The sequence below is a fragment of the Lysinibacillus sp. FSL K6-1151 genome, assembly GCF_038630755.1.
Classification (GTDB): Bacteria; Bacillota; Bacilli; order Bacillales_A; family Planococcaceae; genus Lysinibacillus; species Lysinibacillus fusiformis_D.
The window spans coordinates 535,423-560,275 of record NZ_CP152040.1 but is presented as its reverse complement, the minus strand read 5'-3'; the positions used below and the strand labels follow the sequence as shown (position 1 = coordinate 560,275).

General features: G+C 39.8%; 22 protein-coding genes and 1 riboswitch. Of the genes, 3 read left to right on the top strand and 19 right to left on the bottom strand.

Annotated features, from left to right (window positions below):
• Positions 1-59: 59 nt before the first annotated feature.
• The 18 genes from MHI04_RS02625 to speB all read right to left on the bottom strand — a co-directional run bounded on the left by MHI04_RS02625 (position 60) and on the right by speB (position 20,455).
• On the bottom strand, positions 60-692 hold the full coding sequence (locus MHI04_RS02625) for a TetR/AcrR family transcriptional regulator (protein ID WP_036121448.1): 633 nt from the start codon (positions 690-692) through the stop codon (positions 60-62).
• Positions 693-695: 3 nt separating this feature from the next.
• Positions 696-1,832, bottom strand: a complete 1,137-nt coding sequence (locus MHI04_RS02620) for an acyl-CoA dehydrogenase (protein WP_036121450.1) — start codon at positions 1,830-1,832, stop codon at positions 696-698.
• A gap of 168 nt (positions 1,833-2,000) precedes the next feature.
• On the bottom strand, positions 2,001-3,137 hold the full coding sequence (locus MHI04_RS02615; RefSeq protein WP_340812543.1) for an acyl-CoA dehydrogenase: 1,137 nt from the start codon (positions 3,135-3,137) through the stop codon (positions 2,001-2,003).
• A gap of 58 nt (positions 3,138-3,195) precedes the next feature.
• The gene (locus MHI04_RS02610) at positions 3,196-4,047 is read right to left on the bottom strand and encodes a 3-hydroxybutyryl-CoA dehydrogenase (RefSeq protein ID WP_036121460.1); all 852 of its coding nucleotides are present in this window, start codon (positions 4,045-4,047) and stop codon (positions 3,196-3,198) included.
• Positions 4,047-5,252 (bottom strand): acetyl-CoA C-acetyltransferase, encoded by a 1,206-nt coding sequence (locus MHI04_RS02605; RefSeq protein WP_342535327.1) that lies wholly within the window; start codon positions 5,250-5,252, stop codon positions 4,047-4,049. Before MHI04_RS02605 ends, MHI04_RS02610 begins: the two co-directional genes overlap by 1 nt.
• Before the next feature lie 199 nt (positions 5,253-5,451).
• A complete protein-coding gene (locus MHI04_RS02600) occupies positions 5,452-7,686 on the bottom strand; it encodes a heterodisulfide reductase-related iron-sulfur binding cluster (protein WP_342535326.1) in 2,235 nt (744 codons plus the stop codon).
• A gap of 269 nt (positions 7,687-7,955) precedes the next feature.
• Positions 7,956-8,519, bottom strand: coding sequence for a cob(I)yrinic acid a,c-diamide adenosyltransferase (locus MHI04_RS02595; protein WP_036121468.1), 564 nt, complete (start codon positions 8,517-8,519; stop codon positions 7,956-7,958).
• Positions 8,520-8,531: 12 nt separating this feature from the next.
• Complete coding sequence (locus MHI04_RS02590; protein ID WP_342535325.1) at positions 8,532-9,992, bottom strand: adenosylcobinamide amidohydrolase; 1,461 nt, start codon at positions 9,990-9,992, stop codon at positions 8,532-8,534.
• The gene (locus MHI04_RS02585) at positions 9,989-10,990 is read right to left on the bottom strand and encodes an iron ABC transporter permease (RefSeq protein ID WP_058844294.1); all 1,002 of its coding nucleotides are present in this window, start codon (positions 10,988-10,990) and stop codon (positions 9,989-9,991) included. Before MHI04_RS02585 ends, MHI04_RS02590 begins: the two co-directional genes overlap by 4 nt.
• Positions 10,987-11,958 (bottom strand): ABC transporter substrate-binding protein, encoded by a 972-nt coding sequence (locus MHI04_RS02580; protein ID WP_342535324.1) that lies wholly within the window; start codon positions 11,956-11,958, stop codon positions 10,987-10,989. Before MHI04_RS02580 ends, MHI04_RS02585 begins: the two co-directional genes overlap by 4 nt.
• A gap of 144 nt (positions 11,959-12,102) precedes the next feature.
• A riboswitch (cobalamin riboswitch) is annotated at positions 12,103-12,285 on the bottom strand.
• Between the two features lie 57 nt (positions 12,286-12,342).
• The gene (locus MHI04_RS02575; RefSeq protein ID WP_342535323.1) at positions 12,343-14,010 is read right to left on the bottom strand and encodes an acyl-CoA dehydrogenase family protein; all 1,668 of its coding nucleotides are present in this window, start codon (positions 14,008-14,010) and stop codon (positions 12,343-12,345) included.
• 1 nt (position 14,011) lies between these two features.
• Entirely contained in the window at positions 14,012-15,514 is a 1,503-nt protein-coding gene (locus MHI04_RS02570) for a long-chain-fatty-acid--CoA ligase (protein ID WP_089933026.1), read from the bottom strand.
• Positions 15,507-15,896 carry a MerR family transcriptional regulator gene (locus MHI04_RS02565; RefSeq protein ID WP_036121497.1) on the bottom strand — a complete coding sequence of 130 codons (390 nt, stop codon included), beginning with the start codon at positions 15,894-15,896 and terminating at the stop codon, positions 15,507-15,509. The genes MHI04_RS02570 and MHI04_RS02565 overlap by 8 nt, the downstream gene beginning before the upstream one ends.
• 248 nt (positions 15,897-16,144) lie before the next feature.
• A complete protein-coding gene (gene argS, locus MHI04_RS02560; RefSeq protein WP_089933028.1) occupies positions 16,145-17,812 on the bottom strand; it encodes an arginine--tRNA ligase in 1,668 nt (555 codons plus the stop codon).
• Entirely contained in the window at positions 17,812-18,243 is a 432-nt protein-coding gene (locus MHI04_RS02555) for a DUF1934 domain-containing protein (protein ID WP_342535322.1), read from the bottom strand. Before MHI04_RS02555 ends, argS begins: the two co-directional genes overlap by 1 nt.
• A gap of 159 nt (positions 18,244-18,402) precedes the next feature.
• Positions 18,403-19,035, bottom strand: a complete 633-nt coding sequence (gene yidC / locus MHI04_RS02550; RefSeq protein WP_089933031.1) for a membrane protein insertase YidC — start codon at positions 19,033-19,035, stop codon at positions 18,403-18,405.
• Between the two features lie 24 nt (positions 19,036-19,059).
• A complete protein-coding gene (locus MHI04_RS02545) occupies positions 19,060-19,335 on the bottom strand; it encodes a hypothetical protein (RefSeq protein WP_340809894.1) in 276 nt (91 codons plus the stop codon).
• A 247-nt stretch (positions 19,336-19,582) separates the two neighbouring features.
• Positions 19,583-20,455, bottom strand: coding sequence for an agmatinase (gene speB, locus MHI04_RS02540; protein WP_036121512.1), 873 nt, complete (start codon positions 20,453-20,455; stop codon positions 19,583-19,585).
• A 318-nt stretch (positions 20,456-20,773) separates the two neighbouring features.
• Between speB and MHI04_RS02535 the strand changes: the two genes are divergently transcribed.
• Complete coding sequence (locus MHI04_RS02535; RefSeq protein ID WP_271912331.1) at positions 20,774-22,846, top strand: transglycosylase domain-containing protein; 2,073 nt, start codon at positions 20,774-20,776, stop codon at positions 22,844-22,846.
• 343 nt (positions 22,847-23,189) lie between these two features.
• Here the strand turns inward: MHI04_RS02535 and MHI04_RS02530 are convergent, their stop codons facing one another.
• Positions 23,190-23,708, bottom strand: coding sequence for a YwhD family protein (locus tag MHI04_RS02530; RefSeq protein ID WP_036121521.1), 519 nt, complete (start codon positions 23,706-23,708; stop codon positions 23,190-23,192).
• Positions 23,709-23,872: 164 nt separating this feature from the next.
• Here MHI04_RS02530 and MHI04_RS02525 point away from each other — a divergent pair, with 164 nt between their 5' ends.
• Both MHI04_RS02525 and MHI04_RS02520 read left to right on the top strand, forming a co-directional pair.
• Entirely contained in the window at positions 23,873-24,058 is a 186-nt protein-coding gene (locus MHI04_RS02525) for a 2-hydroxymuconate tautomerase (protein ID WP_004231516.1), read from the top strand.
• Positions 24,059-24,149: 91 nt separating this feature from the next.
• Positions 24,150-24,806 (top strand): class A sortase, encoded by a 657-nt coding sequence (locus MHI04_RS02520; protein ID WP_036121527.1) that lies wholly within the window; start codon positions 24,150-24,152, stop codon positions 24,804-24,806.
• The last annotated feature ends 47 nt before the right edge of the window (positions 24,807-24,853 follow it).

Below are 24,853 nucleotides of genomic sequence, written 5' to 3'. Positions count from 1 at the left end.
AAAAAGCCGACAATTGCAATGTCGATGTATGCAATTGCCGACAAACCCCTTACGAAATATTAGAACCCCTTTATGCCTGAAATGAACAAGGTGATTTGCATGTCGATGAACTCATCAATTGAATGTTGACGATGTAATGCCCATTTGCGGAACGCCCAGCTTTGTCCTGAGACAACTAAGTTATTGGCTGCTAAATGGATTTGCTTGTCTGTCATTGTTAGTTCCCCAGACTGCACACAGCGCTGGAGCAAGCGTTCAAAAGTGGCAACCATTTCAAACTCTTTACTAAAAACATAGCGTTGTGCTTCTTTTGACAATGATTTTGTTTCTTGATACATGATTGTTAGCTCATCAACCATGCTATCAATTTGCACGAAATATTCTCGAATCATTTCTTTTAACTCATCAATTGTTCCAGCTTTAATCTCGTAACTTGAAAGTCGCTCCATTGCATGATGATAGATACTATCACAAACAAGATAAAGAACGTCTTCTTTAGTACGGATGTACTCGTATAAAGTACCAATACTAAAGCCTGCAGCTTTTGCGATTTCTCTCGTCGTGGCACGATGAAAGCCTTTTTCTTTAAATAGCTTAATAGCTCCTTGAATCATTTGTTCACGACGAATGGCGATTAAATTTTCATCTTTTACAGTTGACTGTACTTGGGGCCTTTTATCTTTTTCTGTCATCAATTATTTCGTTAGCATACGCGAGATTACAAGACGTTGAATCTCCTGCGTACCTTCGTAAATTTGAGTAATTTTCGCATCACGCATAAAGCGCTCTACTGGATAATCCTTTGTATAACCATAGCCACCAAATACTTGAACCGCCTCTGTCGTTACACTCATTGCTGTATCGCCAGCCATTAATTTCGCCATTGCAGAAGCCTTACCATATGGTAGGTTATTAGACTCTAACCAAGCCGCTTGGTATGTAAGAAGTCGAGAAGCTTCAATTTGAGTTGCCATGTCTGCTAATTTAAAAGATACACCTTGGTTAGCAGAGATTGGTTTACCAAATTGCACACGTTCTTTGGCATAGTCAACTGCTGCATCCAGCGCTCCTTGTGCAATTCCTACAGCTTGAGCAGCAATACCATTACGTCCACCATCTAGTGTCGTCATAGCAATTTTAAAACCTTCCCCTTCAGCTCCTAGCAGATTTTCTTTTGGAACACGGCAGTTGTCGAAAATGATTTCGGTTGTAGGAGATGAACGAATTCCTAATTTCTTTTCTTTCTTCCCTACAGAGAAACCTTTAAATCCAGCTTCCACGATAAATGCTGATGTACCGTGTTTAGCTTCTGGATCTGTTACTGCAAACACAATATATGTATCTGCCACTCCGCCGTTTGTAATAAAGATTTTTGAGCCATTTAAAATATAATCATCGCCATCACGTTTAGCATATGTTTTCATGCCACCCGCATCAGATCCTGAACCTGGTTCTGTTAAACCATACGCACCAATATGTTTTCCTTCTGCCATTGGACGAAGGTATTTTTGTTTTTGTTCTTCTGTACCGAACTTGTACAGTGGCCATCCTGCCAGTGAAGTATGTGCTGATAATGTTACCCCAGTGGAGGCACAGACACGTGATAATTCTTCAACAGCAATGACATATGCAAGGTAGTCAAACCCAGCTCCACCATATTCCTCTGGCCACGGAATACCAGTTAACCCAAGCTCCGCCATTTTATCGAAAATTGCACGGTCAAATTCTTCATTCTCGTCACGTTCAGCAGCTGTTGGTGCCACTTCATTTATAGCAAAATCACGAATCATTTCACGTAATTGTTCATGCTCTTCTGTTAACTGAAAGTTCATTGTCCATTTCCCCTTTTTAATTAGACTCTGTTCTATGTTACCTGTGTGTTGTTCTGGGTTCAGCGATTGTCAATCATATTGGAGCATTGGAGCGAGTTTCCATTCTTGATGAGGGTCTTTACTCCACTTTAATAAGTCATCCCTAAGAGAATAGCCTATCATCAGGCTTTATTTCAGTAAATGTTTACTAATAACTAGTTTTTGAATTTCACTTGTACCTTCATAGATTTCTGTGACCTTTGCATCACGGAAATATCGCTCTACTGGATAGTCCTCAGTGTAGCCGTAGCCGCCAAAAACTTGAACCGCTTCTATTGACGTTTGTACAGCTGTTCGTGATGCGAAAAGTTTGGCCATTGAAGCTTCTGCTCCACACGGTAAACCTTTTGCACGTAAATCTGCTGCACGATACACTAATAGTTTTGCCGATTCAACAGCTGTTGCCATATCAGCGAGTGTAAAGCCAACTCCTTGTTGAGCAGCAATCGGTTTACCAAATTGCACACGCTCTTTTGCATAAGTAGTAGCCGCCTCTAGTGCTGCTTCAGCAATCCCCAATGCCTGTGCTGCAATACCGATGCGCCCTACATCTAAATTCGCCATCGCAATTTTGAAGCCTTCTCCCTCTTCCCCTAAAAGGTTGTCGGTTGGGATGCGGCAATTATCGAATGTCAGTTGAACAGTGCGTGAGCCATGTAAACCCATCTTTTGTTCATCTTTACCAATGATTAAACCTGGTGTTCCTTTTTCAACAATAAAAGCTGAAATACCTCGTGTTTTTTCAGCAGGGTTGGTTGAGGCGAATACGATATATACATCAGCCTCTCCGCCATTTGTAATAAAAACTTTAGAGCCGTTAATCACATATTCATCGCCATCTCGTACTGCCTTTGATTGTAGAGACCCTGCGTCAGAGCCTGCACCTGGCTCTGTTAAACAAAATGCGCCTAAATATTCCCCGGCTGCAAGCTTTGGTACATAACGCTTCTTTTGTTCCTCATTTCCAAAGTAAATGATTGGATTTGTTCCAACCGAAGTATGCACTGATAAAATAACCCCCATTACAGCGCTTACTTTTGACAATTCATTAATCGCAATAATATACGATGTAAAATCCATACCAGAGCCACCTAAGTCTTCTGGTGTCGTAATCCCCATTAAGCCAAGTTCACCCATTTGTTGTAGAAGCTCACGTGGAAATTCTCCTGCTTCCATCCGCCCTACCCATGGTTGAATTTTTTCCTGAGCAAATTGACGAACCATATCGCGCATCATCATTTGCTCATCTGTAAATTGCAATTGCATCTATAATGTCACCCCTCTAAGTTGTCCGCAACATCTACATAACCCCATCCCCATAGGATTATTCGTAAACGTAAAAGCCTCTTCCTGATTTCTTTCCTAGCCAGCCAGCTGCAACGTATTTACGAAGCAGTGGACAAGGGCGATATTTACTATCTCCTAGACCCTCATGTAAAATTTCCATGATGTAAAGGCAAGTATCTAAGCCAATGAAGTCTGCTAATGTTAATGGTCCCATCGGATGGTTCATACCTAGCTTCATCACATCGTCAATTGCTTCCTTCGTAGCTACACCTTCATAAAGCGCATAAATTGCTTCATTAATCATTGGTAGCAAAATACGGTTTGAAATAAATCCTGGGAAGTCATTCACTTCTACTGGTGTTTTCGCTAACTTGACTGTCATCGCTTCAACAGCTTTGTATACTTCATCCGTAGTTGCTAAGCCTCTAATGATTTCAACAAGCTTCATTACTGGCACTGGGTTCATAAAATGCATACCAATTACTTGCTCTGGTCGATTTGTTACCGCTGCAATTTCAGTAATAGGCAACGAAGATGTATTCGTAGCTAAAATGGCATGTGCTGGTGCAATGCCATCAAGTTGCTTAAAGATGGATTGCTTAATGTCCATATTCTCTACAGCTGCCTCGATGATAATATCTACATCACTAGCATCCTGTAAATCTAGTGACATACTAATTCGACCTAAAACAGCCGCTTTGTCATCCTCCGTTTTACGGCCCTTTTCTACATCACGTGATAAATTTTTTGTAATAACTCCTATTCCACGCTCGAAGAACTCTTGTTTGATATCATTCAATTTCACATCATAGCCTGCTTGTGCACAAACTTGTGCAATACCAGAGCCCATTTGCCCTGCACCAATGACCATTACCTTTTGAATTCCCATTAGTTCAGTCCCCCTGTTTTTGGTACTTCAATCATAATCGCATCACCTTGACCCCCACCTGAACAAATTGCAGCAATACCGATGCCTCCACCACGACGCTTCAATTCTTGTGCAAGCGTTAAAATAATACGTGCACCAGATGCTCCAATAGGATGACCTAAAGCAACCGCACCGCCATTAACATTCACCTTTTCAGCATCTAAATCAGCTAACTGCTTGCTGACCAAAGCGACTGCTGCAAAGGCCTCATTGATTTCGATCAAATCAATATCTGCTAATGATTTATTGGTCTTTTTCAGCAAGTTATTAATAACAAGACCCGGTGTTTGTGGGAAGTTTTCTGGCTCAATGGCAAGCTCTTCATGACCTAAAATTATTGCTAATGGCTCTCTTCCTTCACGTGTGGCACGTTCCTCACTCATAACCACGAGGGCACATGCACCATCGTTAACGCCAGGTGCATTACCTGCTGTGATCGTGCCATCCTTGTCAAAGGCTGGTTTCAGTTTTGCTAGTACCTCCAACGTTGTACCTGCTCTTGGTGCTTCATCTGTATCGACGACCAGTGGTTGTCCTTTACGTTGTGGAATCTCCACTGGTACGATTTCTTCAGCAAAGTAACCTTGTTCAATCGCCGCTAGTGCGCGCTCATGACTGCGAACAGACCAAGCGTCCTGTTCCTCACGACTGAGCGAGAATTCCTTAGCTGTTGCATTACCATAGCTCCCCATATGCGGTCTCGCTTTATCGAAAGCACATGTTAAACCGTCATAAAGCATGCCATCCACCATTGTGGAATCTCCCATACGCAAGCCATTTCGACCATTTAACAGATAGTACGGAGCATTGGACATAGACTCCATTCCACCAGCAATAATCACTTCTTCGTCCCCTAATCGAATCAATTGATCTGCTAATGTCACTGCACGCATCCCTGATGCACAAACTTTATTGATTGTTTCTGTTTTTACCGCTGTTGGTAAATTGGCTTTTATCGCAGCTTGCCTCGAAGGTATTTGCCCCTGTCCCCCTTGTAAAACAGAGCCCAAAATAACCTCATCTACTTCGTCAGATGCAATATTTGCTTTCTCTAGCGCACCTTTTATTGCAATTGCCCCTAGATCACTTGCATGTAATGTTGATAATGAACCTCCAAATTTACCAAATGCAGTTCTTGCTCCTGCTAAAATGACAGCTCTATTCAAGTAAAACACCCCTTTTGTTTTACGTACTCGATGAAGTAGTATAGCATTTCATTGACTGAACGCTCGCTCGACTTCTATCGATGAAAAATGGGAGCTTGTTAGTTGCAACTCCCATTTCCATTTAATCTTATTCTACAAAACAATTTTTTATTGTGCAATTTATATTTTTCAGATAACTAAAATATTTCTACAATAGCGATCATTTTTCTGCGTTCGCTTCCGTATTCCCGTCCTGTTGAACATTTTCTACGGATGCTACCACTTCCTCTAATGTTTCTTCTTCAGCTTCCTCAGATGAAGGATCAACAGCCTTCACTTTTTCACCGAACACTGAACGCTCTAGTAATTCTGCTACATCGAATGTGCCAATAGAGTCTTCCACTTCTTTTGCCTTTGTACCATCCTCCAGCATTGTTAAGCAATAAGGACAGCCAGATGAAATAACGGATGCATTAGTAGCAAGAGCTTGCTCTGTACGAGCTACATTAATGCGATTACCAACATGCTCTTCCATCCACATTAAGCCACCACCTGCACCACAGCACATAGCAGTTTCGCGATTTCGTTCCATTTCCACAAGCTTCACACCCGGGATACCACGTAGAATTTCTCTCGGCGCATCATAAACATCATTGTAACGGCCTAAGTAACAGGAATCGTGGAAAACAATTGTTTCATGAACTTCATAATTGAGTGCCAGACGATTTTCCTCAATCAACTGATTTAGTATTTCAGTATGATGATACACTTCGCCATTCCAGCCAAAGTCTTGGTATTCATTTTTAAAGATATTGTAAGCATGAGGGTCGATTGTCACTATTTTCTTCACATCATTTTTCTCAAACTCATCAATATTTGCTGTAGCTAATTCTTGGAATAAAAATTCATTTCCTAAACGACGAGGTGTGTCCCCAGAGTTTTTCTCTTTATTTCCTAAGATCGCAAACTTCACACCAGCTTCGTTTAATAGACGACAGAAAGCTAAAGCAATTTTTTGAGAGCGATTATCGAATGCCCCCATCGAACCAACCCAGAATAGATATTCCATTTCTTCGCCAGATTTTTTTAACTCTTTTACTGTTGGAATATGGATTGTTGGATCAAGATCACGCCAATTCTCTTTTTCTTTACGGTTTAAGCCCCAAGGATTCCCTTGTCGTTCGATATTTGTCATGGCACGTTGTGCATCAGGATTAACTTTTCCTTCCGTCATTGTTAGATAGCGACGTAGGTCGATGATTTTATCAACATGCTCATTCATTACTGGACATTGATCCTCACAGTTTCGACAAGTCGTACAAGCCCAAATTTCTTCTTCTGTAATCACATCGCCAATTAAAGATGGGCTGTAAATATCTTCAATTACTGCGCCTTCAGCACCAGCAGCCATCGCAAGCTGATTACCCTTGGTATTGGCAAAAAATTGATAAGGAACCCAAGGCTTTTGCTTTGTTACAACAGCACCAGTAAATGTTAAATGATCACGCAATTTCACGATTAAATCCATTGGAGACAGCATTTTTCCTGTTCCAGTTGCAGGACACATATTGGTACAACGTCCACATTCCACACAAGAATACAGATCGAGCATTTGCTTTTGTGTGAAGTCTTGTATGCGTCCAACTCCAATTGAAGGCATATCCTCTTCACTTTCAGCATTTTCTCCTGCTTCTTCTAATGCCTCAAAATCGATAGGCGTTAATGTACCCACACGATCTAAACGATTCATGTAAACATTCAGTGGGCTAACAATTAAATGGAAATGCTTAGATTGTGGTACATACACAAGGAATGTTAATAGAATTAAAAGATGTGCCCACCACATAACATAAAACACTCCAGCAGCTACTGATGCAGGTAGGAAGCCAAATATAGCAGCAATGCTTGAAGCAACAGGCTCCGTATAAGTTAACCCCTCACCATGCCAGATTAATCCCATACCATTAGCGATTAATGTTGAGACCATTAAGCCACCAATGAAAATTAATACAAGACCGTTTTTCCATCCTCTTTTTAGACGCACTAGCTTTTCTACATAGCGGCGGTAAAATGCCCACACTACCGCAACTAAAATCATTAAAACTACAAGCTCTTGGAAGAACGTAAAGACACCATAGAAAATACCTAATGGCAGATGTGATCCTGGTGCTAGTCCTTTCCAAATTAAATCAATGGCCCCTAACTGAACCATCAAAAATCCATAGAAAAACATCACGTGAATTAATCCACTCTTTGGATCCTTTAATAGCTTGTTTTGACCAAATACATTGACCATAATATAGCGTAGTCGCTCTTTAACACTTTCATCAAACTCAACCTTTTTCCCCAATTGCACATACTTATAGCGTGTTTTCAACAGATAGAAGAACAATCCTACTGCATAAAGCACAACCACGACTGTTAAGACTATGTTAGCAATTAATAATGGACTCATGGTTGGTCCCCCCTTTAGTTTGTCGTAATTTTCTCTCTTTGCGGCAAATTTGCTAGTTCATACGGAAATGTGCGTCACTATATCAATATATTCCTATTCTAATAAATGAGTGAGCATTCAGTCAACATAAAACGGAAATATTTCTGATAATTTTATATTCTTACACTTTACAAGAAAAAAAGCCACCCTGAAATTTATTCAAAGTAGCATTTTTTTACTTTTCTTTTTAAAATTTAATTAATAAAAGCTGCGACATTCACATAACAAGTTTATTTTTTGAAGACATTGCCACTGCGAATGTATTCAATATCTGCTACGTTTAATCGAGCATTTACAACACGTGCGGCTGCAAATAAATAATCTGATAATCGATTTAAATATTTTTGTACAACTTTCGGCACGTCCTCCACTTCTTTCATAAGTGTCACCATTTCACGCTCTGCTCGTCGTGCAACTGTACGAGCAATGTGTAAAGTTGCAGCTGCTGGTGCGCCACCTGGTAAAATAAAACGTTGTAATGGTGGTGCCTCATCTGATAAAGCATCTATACGAGCTTCCAGCACTTCAATCGGTTGCTCTGTTAATTTATAGTGGCGTTCTTTCATCACATTGGCAAGGTCACCACCAGCATCGAATAGTTCATGCTGAATTGTTTCAAGATCTGTTAAAATATCCTTAAAAAGTGCTTGATCTAATTCACTTACTGCCTTCCCGATAAAAGAGTTTAATTCATCAATCGCCCCGTATGTTTCAACACGTAAGCTATCTTTATCAACGCGTCCGCCAATTAGACTTGTTTTCCCCGTATCGCCTGTTTTCGTGTAAAGCTTCATTTCTCTCATCTCCTAAAACTGATTTTTATAATTTCTGATGGCCTGAACTGTTGTTTCATAAACACCCTTGGCAATCATTTTACCAACTTCCGTAATCGGGCCACCATACAGCATTTCTTCCCCTTTTTGAGTTGCTGCAATTAACAGACTATCTGTAGCAGTTCCTGTAGCAATAGTTCCACTACGCTCGTCACGAATATCTTCTGATTGCAAAGCTTTTGTTTTCGCCTCTGTAGCTGTCATCAGTGCCTGGAAAAATGCCTCCTCCGATAAACAGCCATTGATTATGATCCATGTATTGATAGTACCAATATATGGATCATCCTGTCTTTCGTGTACACGTGATACGTCAACCGCATTGCCCACACCAGCTGTTACAGCTACTATCATACTGCCAAAAGGCGCTGAAAATTCATTGATGGCGACAAGAGCTGTTGGCACTGCTGTCAGCATCACAACAGTACTTGTAGGGGGAAAATTTTCTCTTTGCAAAAATTCACTAACTTCTCTTTTTACATCACTTATCACATAATCGCCAGGTACAGAGCGATTTAATAAGCAATTATGCCAGCCAATACCTGGGTTATGAACAGCAGAGGACACTGTTTTTAACGGAATCTCTGATTGAAGTTGAATATAGTGTTCCGTTATCATGAAATGGTCTTTTTTGATGACAGCTCGCTGCTGGTAATCAGTTGTTGCGGGCATCATTGTAATTTGAGGTTTTGGTATTTCAGGATGGGCATATGTAGCCACTCGTGCTTGATAAACTTCTTCAATTTGGGAGGCTATTAATACTTCATGCGGTACTCCAAGTGCTCTCATTTGCCCACCCTCCATAAGCAATAATTCATCACAATAGAGAGAGGCTAAATTCATATCATGTAGTACCATAACGACCGTTAAACCACACTCCACAGCTTCCTTCCTGACCATATCTAAGATTTGCCGTTGATGTGCAATGTCTAGATGATTGGTTGGCTCATCCAGCAGTAGAATTTCTGCTGTTTGCGCTAATGCCTGGGCAACAAATACTCTTTGTTGTTCACCACCCGATAAAAATTCTAACGGGGTGTGCTCATAGCGTTTCACACCCGTTTGCAGCATGGCATGCTGAACAGCCTGTTCATCCCGTTCAGACCAACTTGAGAAAAAACCTGTTTGATGGGGGTAGCGCCCTAGTGAAATGGCCTCCCTTACACTGTTTGAGAAAGCATTTGCATGAAGCTGTGGTAGTACAGCCATCTTTTGCGCCAAAGCACGGGCATTATAAGAAAGGATATTTTGTCCATCAATTGTGATTGTTCCAGCAGTAGCTGGTAATATCCCACTCATTACCTTTAATAATGTGGATTTCCCACTACCATTCGGTCCTAGAATACCTAGAATTTTCCCTTTTTCCACAGTAAAACTAATGTCCTTGACGATTGGTACATCTTCATAACCACCCGATAGATGTTCGACAATAATCATGCCCGTACCCCCTTACTTCTTCGTTGCTTATAAAAAATATAGGAGAAAACAGGTGCACCAATAAACGCCGTAATAACACCAATAGGTAGCTCTCTTGGCACAATAATTGTTCGTGCTACTAAATCGCAAACAATGAGTAAAGTTGCGCCATTGAAAAACGATAATGGCAATAAATGACGGTGGTCAGAACCCCAAATCATCCTTGTCATATGCGGTACAACTAATCCTACAAAGCCAATTGTGCCAGAAACCGCTACAGCAGCTCCCGTTAACATGGAGCCACCCGCTAAAATCAAATACTTACTACGTTTTACATTGACACCTAAATGCTTCGCGCGCTCTTCACCATATAACAAAACATTTAGCTCTCGTCTTTGCGTCCAAAGCATAATGGAACCAACAATAACAAATGGCGTGATCATTTGGACATATGGCCATCCACGCATTGACACAGAACCTAGTAACCAGCCAATTACTTGGCGTAGCTCTTCTCCAGATAAAGCGATCATTAATGAAATGAGAGAACCTAGAAATGAGCTAAAAATAACACCTGTTAAAATTAACGTTTCCATCTTCAATGAACGGTCTACCATTCTAGCAAAGCTCATGACAACTACCATCGTGATGATTGCGCCTATCATACTAAAAGTGGGTAGGGCATACAAACCTACGACCGGTATAGATATACTAAAAAAAATCGTAATAACAGCACCAACAGATGCCCCCGACGAGACGCCTAATGTATATGGATCTGCCAATGGGTTTTTTAACAACCCTTGGAAGGCTGCTCCAGCAATGGCCAAAGAAGCTCCCACTAGTCCCGCTAACAACACGCGTGGCAGACGGATTTTCCAAAAGATATTAGCAGCTGTTTCATCAACTGCTTGATTCCATAAAACTTCTAACGGAATATGAACTGAGCCTATCGCTACGCCACACCAGATACTAATGACAAGAAGCGTACATGTTAGTACATAGGCTAGTGCTATTTTTTTCACTTAAATACCTCTGGATAAATAGCTTTTGCTAATTCTTCAAGACCTTCTCCTAAACGGGGACCTTGACGACTTGTTGTGCTTTCATCTACTTGAACGATTGCCTTATTTTTCACGGCATTAACAGTATCGAAACCAGCACGTTGTGGTATTTTTGTTAAAATATCTGGTACATAATGATATGTCACAACGATGACATCTGGGTTTTTCGCAATAATTTGTTCTGAACTAATTTCATACCAATCCTTCGCATCTGCCGCTACGTTTTCTGCATGAATCATGTCCAGCATAGCATTCATAAATGTGCCATTACCCGCCGTATAAATAGTAGGTTCATCCGATGCTTCGACTAGCACTTTTTTGGGTTCGACATCCTTTACTTTTGTCAGGACATCTTCCACTTTTTCCTTCATATTAGCAATGATTTTTTCAGCCTCTGGTAATTTCCCTGTTGCACGACCAAGTAGCTCAATCGTTGTGTAAGTTTCATTAAAGTCTTGTGCATTTTTTACGACAAATACTTTCAAACCTGCTGACTCAAGCTGTTCAATCACCGCTTCTGAAAGGGACATGCTAGATTCATGCGAAAACACGATATCTGGCTTTAAGGCAATAATTTTTTCAATATTGTACTCCATGCCCCCAACTTTATCCTTTTCAGCGACTTCTGGTGGATAATCATCATTGTCTGTCACCCCAACTATTTCATCATTTAAACCAAGTTCAAATAATATCTCTGTGTTACTTGGAATAAGAGAAACAATTTTTTCAGGCGGTGCTTCAAGTGTAACATCCTTGCCAATGGCATCTGTTATGGTCATTGGGAATGTTGCTTCATCCACCTGTGGAGTCTCTTGCTGTGTTTGCTGCTCCGTAGCTACTGACTTGTCATTTTTGGCTTCTTGCCCGCATGCTGCTAACAAACCTACTGCTAAAAATGCTGATAATCCTATTTTCCAAAATTTCTTCATGTGAATCCTCCTTTGTTGATCCGTGCGTCAATTGGTTAGAAATATTTTCTCCATCAAAATAAGACCCCTCATCTTCGAATGATGAGGGGTCAAAATCGCACCAAAAAACTGATACAAAATCCACCACCCTATCCTCGTAGGCTGTCATGTCTATACTATAAAGGCAGGTCTCCTGGCTCGTGCTTATTGCGTTTTTCAAGCCTTCCCGAAATCTTCAGTGGCATTATTTGAAAAAACTCACACTTACAGTGGCGGGACCGCATCGGAATTACACCGACTTCCCTTTTCACTTTACTTAAGTAAAGAACCTTTATAATATTCAGTTGATTTCATTATACATGAAAATAAAAGAAGTCGCCTCCATTCCAGACGACTCCTTGGCAATTATACAATTTCAGAAAAATATTGTACGGTTTTCATTTGTGCACCTATTTGTCGCAATGACCACGTTTGCTCTAAATAGATATCCGCTAGCTTTTCGTACTTCCCGCCAAATTTTAGTGCCCATTCCACCGCTACAACACTTTCATAAAGATGGGCCATCTTTTTCGCTATATCTTTTGCTTCAAAAGTTTTAGTTGCTTCATCTAAAGCGCTAAAACTTTGTAATGTAGCCGCAAGATTTACCAACTGCTCTTCCACAATTTGCACTAGTGGACTATCCGCTAGCTTCTCTAGCCTTGTCTCCATTTCACGGACAAACAGTTCATGTGCATGGAATTTATCCACTAAACGAATAAGTTCTAAAGCCAAAATATTTGCCGTTCCCTCCCATACCGTCAATACTTGTGCATCCCTTAGTAAGCGTGGTGTCACAAAGTCTTCAATATAGCCATTACCACCATGTAATTCAATCGCTTCACTAGCATAATGAACGGCTTGCTCTGCCGTTTCCTTTTTCATAATGGCAATATATAAACGATTCATAATAAGATCTTGTTGTGTTCCCTGCCCACTTGTCACTTTATCGTATAATTGAATAAGATCAAATACTGTCGCTACTTCCACATGCAGCTTAGCAGCAAACTTCCCTAATGTATCCTGGATCATTGGGTATTGTGTTAAGGGCTTGCCAAAAGCATATCGATTGGTCACATAATGCTTTGCCTCTAAAAAGCCTCGGCGCATAATACCAATCGATGCGACTGCATTACAAATTCTTGAAAGATTTAGTGCTTCTAGCATGTAATAAATCCCTTTATTTTGTTCCCCTACAATATAAGCAAGGGCACCATCAAACTCTACCTCGCCCGATGGGACTGCTCGAACGCCTAATTTATCTTTCAATCGACGAATACGAAGATGATTAGCCGTACCATCTTCATTATTCCATGGAACTGCAAATAATGTTAACCCTTTAGAGCCTGCTTGTGCGCCTTCTAAACGTGCCAACACCATTGCTACGCCACACATACCTGCATTGGATGCGAAGTATTTTTCTCCATAGAGACGGTACTCATTGCCTACTTTTCTGGCCTCCACAACATTCGCCCCAACGTCTGACCCTCCTTGACGTTCTGTTAAAAATGTTGCCCCTTCGTATAGCTCCGTCTCTCCTGTTGCACAAACATGTGGCAAGAAACGCTGCTTTACATCCTCATCAGCATAATGATCTAATAGATAAGCCGTAGCCATCGTCAAAGTCACGGGACAATAAAAACCGGGCTCTGCATGAGATAGTAAATAACCTTGTGCAAAGCTATAGACATAATTCCCTTTGTGACCTAACTGTGGAATTTCTTTGTGCACATAGCCAACAATTCCCGTATTATATGTCTCTTCAATTGTTTTTTTGTAACCGTCATTCACCCAAACCTCTGATACCTCTTCTCCATAAGCATTATACCGTTCAAGGCGGGGCTCTCCCTGCCGATCAGTATGTTTTGCCCTTACGTCAATATCACCTGCACATAACTCACCGAAATCTGTCAGTTCTCTGTGTGCATAAGACAAAAACTCTTTATCTAACATCATTTCTAACACTTTTTGAAGCGTTTCTTCCTCTGTAAAAAAGTTTGTTGCACGCATTTCTTCCTGCTGTAAAACCTTCATGCTATCTCACCTCTTGTCCTTTCAAGGATTGTTTTAAAATTTTGCCTGAAGCATTGCGTGGTAGCGCTTCCACTTTTTCGAAAATACGTGGTAGTTTATACTTCGCAAGCCGTTCCTCTAAATAAGCTTTCAATGCATCCTCATCTATGTCTTGTTTCGTAGCATATACAGCCTTCACGGTTTCCCCCCATTGCGGATGTGGTATACCAATGACAGCAACTTCAAATATCCCTTCAAAGCTTAATAGGCAATCTTCAATTTCCTTCGGATAAATATTGACACCACCTGAAATAATGACATCTTTTTTGCGATCCACAATCCAAATAAAGCCGTCCTCATCCATCCGAGCCAGATCTCCTGTTTTTAACCACCCATCAATGTAAGCAGCCTTGGTTGCTATTTCATCCTTGAAGTAGCCAAGCATATTACCCTCACCAAATAAGACAATTTCTCCTACTTCGCCCACATTTACATCTTCTCCATTGTCATTGACAATACGAAGCTCTGTGCCAAGTGGCGCCCGTTGGCCAATACTCCCAGCCTTCGTTTCATGCTCCTTGCCAAATAACAGTGAGCCACTCGGACCCGCCTCTGTTAATCCATAAACACAGGTTAAATTAGTTGTTCGGAATGCCTGTTGAATGAAGCGAACCTCATTTTGAGATAATGGTGCTCCACCATATACCCACCACTTCATGGAAGACAAATCAGCCGTTTGTAGCCTCGGCATCTGAGCCGTTAATAAATAAGCAACAGGCGCTCCAAAGAAATGCGTCGTTTTTTCCTGCTCAATGGCATCGATAAAAAGGTCTGGTGTAAAGATTGGTGTTAATACGCTTGTTGACCCTACAAATACGCCCGCCATTAAAAATAAATGCAATGGTGCTGAATGAGTTAATGGCATCATGAGCAATATACGGCTTTCAGGTTTCACTTCCATTTCAACAGCAATCATTTGTGCCACTGTTAAAATATTACGGTAGCTAAATAACACACCCTTTGGTTTTCCTGTCGTACCAGATGTATACAAAATAGTCGAAGGGTCATCTTCTTGTAGCTGGCAATCAATTGTTTGTGTGCTCGCATTTTGAAGCATTGTTTCGTAATGCTGCCAACCTGCTTTTTCTTGGCCGGTTTTAATTTTTAATGGTACAGCAGCTAGTTGTTCCACTGCGGCAAAAATCGCCTCATGAACAACAATCGCCTTCGCTTCGGCATGCTGTGCCACATACTCTACTTCCTGCAATGTAAATTTCGCATTGACTGGAACAACGATTGCCCCGATACGCTGAATAGCAAAATAGCTTACAACAAACTCTAAAACGTTCGGCATAAAGATTAAAACCTTATCATCCTGACTTACTCCTTGCTCTAGCAAAGCATGACTAAAACGTGTTACTTGTTCATCTAAATCACGATAGGTCACTCTTCTGCCATGACAAATAATGGCTTCATTTTTTGGATACTTACGGGCATTTCGTGCTAACAAACTGGAACTATTCATCATGCATCTCTCCCTTTAAAGTAGCTAATTTTTCACTAAACATGCCTTGCATTTGCTGTAATTCCTGTTTCATTTGCGTCAGCTCAGCAATTTTACTCTCAATCTCTTGAATTTTTTGTTCTCCATACTCTACTGTTCGCTCTAATTGCTGAATACCTGAGCGATCAAAATCAAAAAGTAAAACCATCTCTTTGATTTCCTCCAGTGAGAACCCGTAACGCTTGCCTCTGAAAATAAGCTTGAGCTTCGCCAATTCTTTTTTTGAAAAGGTTCGTTGATTGGTAGATGAGCGATCGGGACGAAGAAGACCAAGTTCCTCATAATAACGAATTGTGCGAGTAGACACATTGAATTCCTTTGCTACCTCCTGAATCGTCTTCAAAATCATCTCCCCTTTCCTTATTGTCAACAGTATATCATTGACGTTGACGTAAACTTCAACAAAATTTTCGAAATTAACAGAAAAATTAAGTTTGAAACAGCTAATTTTTAGTGCTATCCGTTCCTTGTGCCTTTTTATCTTTCACATTTACTGTTTTATCAACCACTTTTAGAATGTTATCGCCCATTTTTGGCCTTCTAGCCACTAAAAAACCCCTAACATTCGTCATGTTAGGGGCTTAAAAAGTATTACATTTTTTCTGGTGCAGATACGCCGATTAAACGTAGTGCATTAGCAATTGTTGTGCGTACAGCTGTAATTAATGCTAAACGAGCCTCTGTTAACTCCTTGTTGGAAGCATCCAATACTTTTTCTGCATTGTAGAAGCTATGGAATGTTGCTGCTGTCTCTTGAATATAGTTAGCGATTCGGTGTGGTGTACGGTGTTTCGCCGCTTCTGCTACCACTCTCGGGAAATCGCCAATCTTTTTCAGTAAATCAATTTCTTTTTCTGCTGTTAACAGATTAAGATGATCTGTTGCTGCAGCAAATCCTTGCTCATTTGCCGAGCGTAAAATAGATGAAATACGAGCATGTGCATATTGTGCATAGTACACTGGGTTTTCATTGGATTGTGATACAGCAAGATCAAGGTCAAAGTCCATATGAGAATCGCCTGCAGTTTTCACGAAGAAGTATCGTACTGCATCAAGGCCAACCTCTTCTACAAGCTCACGCATTGTTACCGCGTTCCCTGTCCGTTTAGACATTTTGAATTTTTCACCGTTTTTATAAAGCTGAACCATTTGAATAACTTCTACTTCTAATGTATCACGATCATAGCCAAGGGCCTGAATAGCTGCTTTCATACGTGGAATATAACCGTGGTGGTCAGCTCCCCAAATATTGATTAATTTATCGAAACCACGGACAATTTTGTCTTCGTGGTAAGCAATATCTGGCGTTAAGTATGTGAACGAACCATCATTTTTAATTAACACACGGTCTTTATCATCACCAAATGTTGTAGAGCGGAACCAAGTAGCACCATCTTCTTCAAAGACATGACCATTTGATTTTAATTTATCTAACGCTACTTCGATTTTACCGTTTTCATATAGAGACGTTTCAGAATACCAGACATCAAAGTTCACGCGGAAGTTTGCTAAGTCTGTTTTTAATTTATCTAATTCTAAGGCTAAACCGTGTTGACGGAAGAATGCAAAACGTTCATCCTCTGATTTTGCTAAAATAGTTTCACCATGCTCCTCCGCTAATTTACCCGCAATATCAATAATATCTTGCCCATGATAGCCGTCTTCTGGCATCTCCGCTTCCATACCTAGTGCTTGTTTATAGCGTGCTTCTAATGAGTAAGCTAGGTTATTAATTTGATTGCCCGCATCATTAATATAATATTCACGAGAGACGCTGTAACCAGCCAGATCTAATACATTACATAATGAATCTCCAACAGAAGCTCCACGTGCATGTCCTAGATGAAGGTCTCCTGTAGGATTTGCTGAAACAAACTCCACTTGAATCTTTTCCCCAGCACCAGCATTTGAACGGCCGTAGTCAGTACCTTGTTCAAGAGCCTGTGTAATTACCCCAGTTAGGAAATCTTTACGTACTGTGATATTCATGAAGCCAGGACCAGCAATGTCGATCTTTTCAATATCTGTACCTGCTGTTTCAAGATTTTCTAAAATAGCTTCCGCAATAGCACGAGGTGGTTTTTTAGCTAATTTCGTTAATTGCATTGCAATGTTTGTTGCATAGTCCCCATTTGCTTTATCCTTTGGTGATTCCAAGTGAATCGATAATTCTGTACCAGCCTCAACTAAGCCTGCCTTTTCAACAGCCTGAGCTATTGCTGCTTTTATAGCCTGTTGTACTTGTTCTACTGCGTTCATCATTGTACCTCCGTAAATGTAATATCTAATGTATAGTTGCCAACGGATTGCCCACCCATTAGTAAATCGTACTGTACATGGAAATCTCCGCTTAATGCCTGTTTCGTAAAGGTCATTTTTTTCGTGTCAATAATGAGTGGCATGGAACCAAACTCACTCTCATAATGCCCTTTTTGTTGCTCAATTATGTTAAGTGGTAAGCGCATATTGACCGAGCCAGCACGCATAATTAGCGCTTTCTCATGTCCTAACTTCATTGTTGTGCGGATAGTTTTATCCTCCTGCACCTCATCATATTTCAAATATAAGCTTCCTGCTTTTTTAAGTAGCTGCCCTTTGAGCCACATTTCATAACTTTCGGACTCTCCATCACTTGGACGAATTGTAGAAATGAGCTTAATGTTCACTTGCGATCTTATTTCGTTCGCCATAATGGACGCTCCCTTTTAGTCTTTTACTATAACCTTTTTATTATAGGATGAATACTCCTGTTTTTTCAAGATAGAAGTCATGTAAAGCATCTCACAAATATAGATGGAGAATAAATAAAAACTCCTCTCTTTACATAATCGAAAGAGAGAAGTTTCATTTTATCTATACCATTTTTTAATGATTAATTGTTGAACTATTAATAATATAGCACTAACTGTCCAATAGATAGGGATAATCGCTGGATTGAACAAACTAAAAATGAGGATCATGATTGGATTAATGAACACCATAATCTTCATATTAAGTGGTTGGCTTTTCTCTAAGAAGAAAACACTTTGCATCAAATAAATCAAACAAGCAATAATCGAAATGCCAATATCTATCGTACCTAAATTCATCCATAGGAAATTTTCACTTGCGATGACGGTATCTAACTTAATCGCGTAATACAGTGAAAATAATACAGGCAATTGAACAATAATAGGTAAACAGCCTAATAAAGAACTTTTCAATGAATCTGACGTTAATGCTTGCATTTTTTGTTGTACTATTATTTTTTCAGATTCATTTTGACTGTTCTTATATTTAGTGGTAAGCGCATCTAGTTCAGGCTTAATGGCTGACATTAGTTCTTTCGAGCGCTTTTGATGTTTTGCAGATTGAATAAATAGCGGCATTAGAATTAATCTTACTGCAATCGTAATGCCAATGACACTCACTGCATAGCTACCTGTAAATGAATGGATGAAATGAATAAAGTAAATAATCGGTTGTGCTAAAAAGGTTAACAATAATATTCCTCCTAGTTTAAAAGTTTACATGAAACTAGGAGATACACTTTCTTCCTCACTGTTTTCCGACGTCCTAATACATAGAACAAACCACGTTAGCATAGGTGGAGTCCAAGTATTCGTGATATTATAGTCAACTTCAAACGCTTCGTCCTTTACTTCTTGAACTGTTATTTTATTAACCAGATACAGATGCAAATGAACACTTAGCACAGTTAAAACCAAAGAAGCTAATAGCCAAAAGTATTCCATTGTACTGACAAAGATGAATAAATCATTGATGAGAAGTGACCAAATCATAATACTCCTCCTTCCTATCACTAATTAAATTAAAGAACCATACATTCTACTGACCAATAGATGACAGTTGTTTCATCAATTTTTCTCTCTTCTATAAAATAGAAACTATTACTTAACTTATCTACGCAACTACGTAAAATAAGTTTCAAATTTATGACGTATAGCTATTCTTCATTTCAATAGAAAATACAAAATGGGGCAAGCCTATAGCTAACCCCATCCAATCAATCTGTTTTCAATGCCTTACTTATTTTACCCAGCCTAAAATCATTTCTCGTAATAATTTAGAAGCTGTGTTTGCCGTCATTTCTGATGAATCATAGATAGGTGCGACTTCTACTAGATCAAAGCCTACAACATTTACACCACTAGCTGCTATCGCGTGGATGGAAGCTAGTAATTCTTTTGATGTAATACCACCACAATCTACTGTACCAGTGCCTGGAGCGTGTGCTGGATCTAAAACGTCAATATCAATCGTTACATACACATTGCGCCCAGCTAATGTTGGTAAAACCTCTTTTAACGGCTCAAGCACTTCAAATTTTGAAATGTGCATGCCGTTTTCCTTTGCCCATTCAAATTCTTCTTTCATGCCTGAACGAATGCCGAAAGAATAAACATTTTTCGGTCCAATATGTTCCGCAATTTTACGAATTGGTGTTGAGTGAGAAAGTGGTTCTCCCTCATATTCCACACGTAAATCGGTATGTGCATCAAAATGAATGATGGCAAGATCATCATATTTAGCAGAGACAGCCTTCATAACTGGCCAAGACACTAAATGCTCCCCACCCATACCGACAGGAATCTTGCCATCTGCTAATAATGTTTCAATAAATTTTTCGATTTCATCTAATGAGCGCTGTGCATTCCCGAAAGGTAGTGGAATATCACCAGCATCAAAGTACTTTACTTCCTCAAGCTCGCGATCTAGATATGGGCTATACTCTTCAAGACCGATCGATACCTCACGGATACGCTGAGGACCGAAACGTGATCCTGGACGGTAACTTACTGTCCAGTCCATTGGCATGCCATAAATAACGGCTTGTGCATCCTCATAGGTAGGATGACTTTTTATAAAAACATTTCCTGAATAAGCTTCATCAAATCTCATTGCTTGCCCTCCGTATCATTAACAAATTGTATTGATTATCAATTCTCTTCAACTTCTTCTATTATGGCTTACAGGATTGTAATGAAACCTGTATCCTTTCGTCCTCGTATACATTATTGGAACATCTAGCAAATTTCGATTAAAATCTACAAGGTGTGATTTTTCTGTCGAATGCTCGCATTTCAAGTAGTACAAAAAAAGTATAGATGTTTTTGAATAAAGTGCAATAGTTTTTAGTTAGAATTTCGATTAAAGATGAGTGTTCAAACACATACTAAAGCTAAAATTAGAAGTTGTAAGAAAACGAGGTGAAGTCGGATGAAACGAAAAAGCTATCATCGAAAGCAAAAGCGTGTAAAGCGCACACGGAAATCCCTTACTCTTTTTGTCGCCTTTGCATCTGCAATTGTCGTAGCATTTGTCGCTCTACGCATCTATGTTCAAGTGGCTGGTGCACCGCCTTTAACCGTACCGAAAGCTTCCATCTTCTTAGATGAAAATGAGAACCAAATTGGAGATCACTTTACAAATCAACGACGTTATTGGGTTGGTCTTGATGAGATGTCACCTTATTTAAAAGAAGCAGTAGTTGCTGTTGAGGATAAAGATTTTTATAAACATGGTGGTTTTGATTATTCACGTATTGCTGGTGCCATTTTAGTGGATATTAAGGCGGGCGGAAAAGTCCAAGGGGCTAGTACCATTACGCAACAATATGCACGTAATCTTTATCTTTCCCATGAAAAATCTTGGACACGTAAATTAAATGAAGCCCTGTATGCTTATAGATTAGAAGTTTTTTATGACAAGGACGAAATATTAGAGGGCTATTTAAATACGGTATACTATGGACACGGCATGTATGGAGTAGAAGCAGCAAGTAGATTTTACTTCGGTAAATCTGCCGCTGATTTAACACTTGCGGAAGCTGCAATGCTAACAGGCGTACCAAAGGGACCAAGTATCTATTCACCTATTGCCAATTTAGAAAAGGCTACGAATCGCCAAAACGTAATTTTAAAACTAATGGCGGATCAAGGTGCCATTACACAAGAAGAAAAAACACGAGCTGAAAATGAACAGCTTGTCTTAAAAAATGATAGCTGGGTTGCCACAAAATCTGTCGCCCCTTATTTCCTTGATGTGGCATGGCAAGAGGCTAGCGAAATTTTAAAGTCAAAAAATCTCGATATTAGCGAAGGTGGCTGGACAATTCAAACAACGCTTAATCTGGAACACCAGAAAGCCGCTGAAGAAGCAGTAGTAAAAAACATGCCTGCCAATGATCTTCAAACAGCATTCGTTAGTATGGAATCGAAATCAGGTGCTGTCACTGCATTAGTTGGAGGTCGTGACTATTCAGTAAGTTCATTTAACCGTGTCACACAGGCTAAACGTCAACCAGGCTCTACTATCAAGCCGATTTTATATGCAGCGGCACTAGAAAATGGTTACACACCGCTTACATTTTTAGATGTTGGTGAGACAACCTTTACTTATGATAACGGACGTGGCACTTATGCACCTAAAAATGTCAATGGTCAGTTTGCAGATCATGATATGACGATGGCTCAAGCGATTGCGATCTCAGACAATATTTACGCCGTAAAAACGTTAGAGGACATTGGCTTCAAGGAATTTCATGATATGGCAAACCGTTTTAGTGTAGGGATTGGTGCTAAAGATAATTTATCTATCGCTCTCGGTACAATTGAAACGACATTATATGAGATGACGAATGCTTATAATATTTTAGCATCTCAGGGACAGCAAACCATTCCAACAACCATTGTGTCCATAAAAAATGCTCATGGAGACGTTATTTATGAAAATAAAGATGTTTCAAGCAAGGCGGAAACGGCCATTTCAAAAGAAAATGCATACATTTTAACTGAGATGATGACAGGTATTTTTGACCCGGTTTTCAGTGATTATTCTCCTGCTACAGGCATTAGTATTCGTTCCCGCATGACACACACCTATGCGGCTAAATCAGGTTCTACCAACAGTGACCAATGGCTAATTGGTTTTACACCAAGTCTAACTGCTGGTGTGTGGAACGGCTATGATCAGGGTAAAAACCTTACAACGAAGGAAGATACTGCTGCCACTAAGCAAATTTGGATTGACTTTATGGAGAGCGTCAACAAAGGAACGAAAAATGAGGATTTCAAAAAACCTAAAGGTGTAGAGGGCGTTGTCATTGATATCGAAACAGGTAAACTCGCTACTGATGCTTGTCCAAAACAACGTCTTGTTTATGTAGAAGCTAAGGATGTACCAACTGAAAAATGTACAAACTTCGATATTCTCGACAGTGATACATGGGGAGAATTTTGGAACATGCTGCCATTCTCACTTTTTAAAGGTGATGATAAAAATAAACAATAATGCGGAAACCTTTTTGAACAGCTCTCGTTCTATGTTATGAAGGCTCTCGACAAAGTAACTAATAGACGAATAAATAAGAAAAGCTTTCTCTTCCCCGGAGACGTGTCCGTGGGAACAGAAAGCTTTTCTTTTTTTATGGTACGCGAAGTATGAGCATCATGGGGCATTTGGCTTGGGTTTGGGTTATTCAAATGCCGCATAGCGCTCATCATATTCGCGATACCAAGTGTCCTAGCTTACTAAAATGTAAGCTCTGCATCAAGTGTACTTTGTTTCAAACCCACTTTCAACCTAATATCGAAAGCGATCGCAAAATGTCACAGATTGTTCAATCATTATTGGTCTATTCGACAAATAAGTCTTGACGCAGTTGCTCATCACTACGTCCCCACAAATCTGGATTAAGTTGCTCTAGGAATGTAGCCAACACTTTTTTAGACGGTGCATCCATATGCTCTACAATAATCTGACGCTTCATGGATTTATCCATTTTGTTCACATGGTCAGCTAGAATTTTATAGCCACGTCTCTTTTCACGGTTAACGACCATTTCACAAGCTGTTACACCCGCATAATAGGGTCCATCTTCTTTATGGTCTACCGTCACCCACACTAACCAATAGGATTTCCCACCTTCTGAATCAGCACGGTCCATCGTAAATTTAATACCTCGCTCAACATCACTTCGTGCATGCATGGCACCAATTTCAACAGTAGCTGTCCCCTCTTCTACATCAATCATAACGGGCGATACATTCTCTAATGAAAGTGAACCAATTCCAAACCCTTTATGTCCATCTGTTGGATCGTTTTTTATAATGGTAAAACCCATTTTTTGTTTTGGTTTTTCTTCATTTGCCATACTTAAATATCCTCCATTCTGCTATTATAAAGGAAAGCATATCGCGTATATTTTGTCGTATAACACACTATTTCTAACGCGCACTTATGCCTCAACGCAAGTAAGAAGTTTATACTTTCTTATAAACTAACTATACAACATTATTCTATAAAGGAGGCAATATTATGCCATACGTAACAGTGAAAATGCTTGAAGGTCGTACAGAGGAGCAAAAACGCGCCCTTGTAAAGGAAGTAACAGAGGCCGTTTCGCGTACAGTTAATGCACCTGCAGAAAATGTAACAGTTTTTATCGAAGAAATGTCAAAAAACCATTATGGGGTTGCAGGCGTTCGTTTTAGTGATAAATAAGATGAAGATGGGTAGAGCATCTTAGCTCTACCCATTTTTAAACTGACAATCATCGTTCCGTTATTTCAATAACTAGGATGTGTTATACAAAATGAATAAATTTAGACTGACCTTGCTCGTTTGCGTGTTACTTTTTGGCCTATTATTAATATTTATTAATCCGATTCAACATGCTATTATCGCTCATTTGAGTGACCAATTAAATACAACTGACTACAGCGTTAAAGACATTGAAAAAAACAAAAAAGCAGCAGCTGATTTTGAGTTTGAAGCCGTTCAATCATTATCTATCGCTGAGGTACTCCAAGCACAAGTAAAAGCTAGTAATATGCCTGTTATCGGCAGTATTGCTGTTCCAAGTGTACATATGCAGCTACCAATTTTAAAAGGTGTTGGCCATTCTGTACTTGCTATTGGAGCAGGTACGATGAAACCCAACCAACAGCTCGGTCAAGGGAACTATGCATTGGCTGGTCACTACTTTGAGGAAAAAGATATTTTATTCAGCCCACTCTATCAAGCACAAATTGGCGATATCATCTATATCACGGATATGAAAGATGTCTATGAGTATAAATTAACAACGAAAAAAATCATTGCTGCAACTGATGTTTATATCATTGACGATATTCCCAATCAAACTACACTAACATTGATTACATGTGCAGAAAAAGGTTCTAAACGACTGGCATTACAAGCAGATTTTGTTCAAAGCTACTCGTTAGAAAATGCCAAAGGAACCTTTTGATGCAAGCAATACGCAAAAAGCGCCATCCTAAAAAGGATGACGCTTTT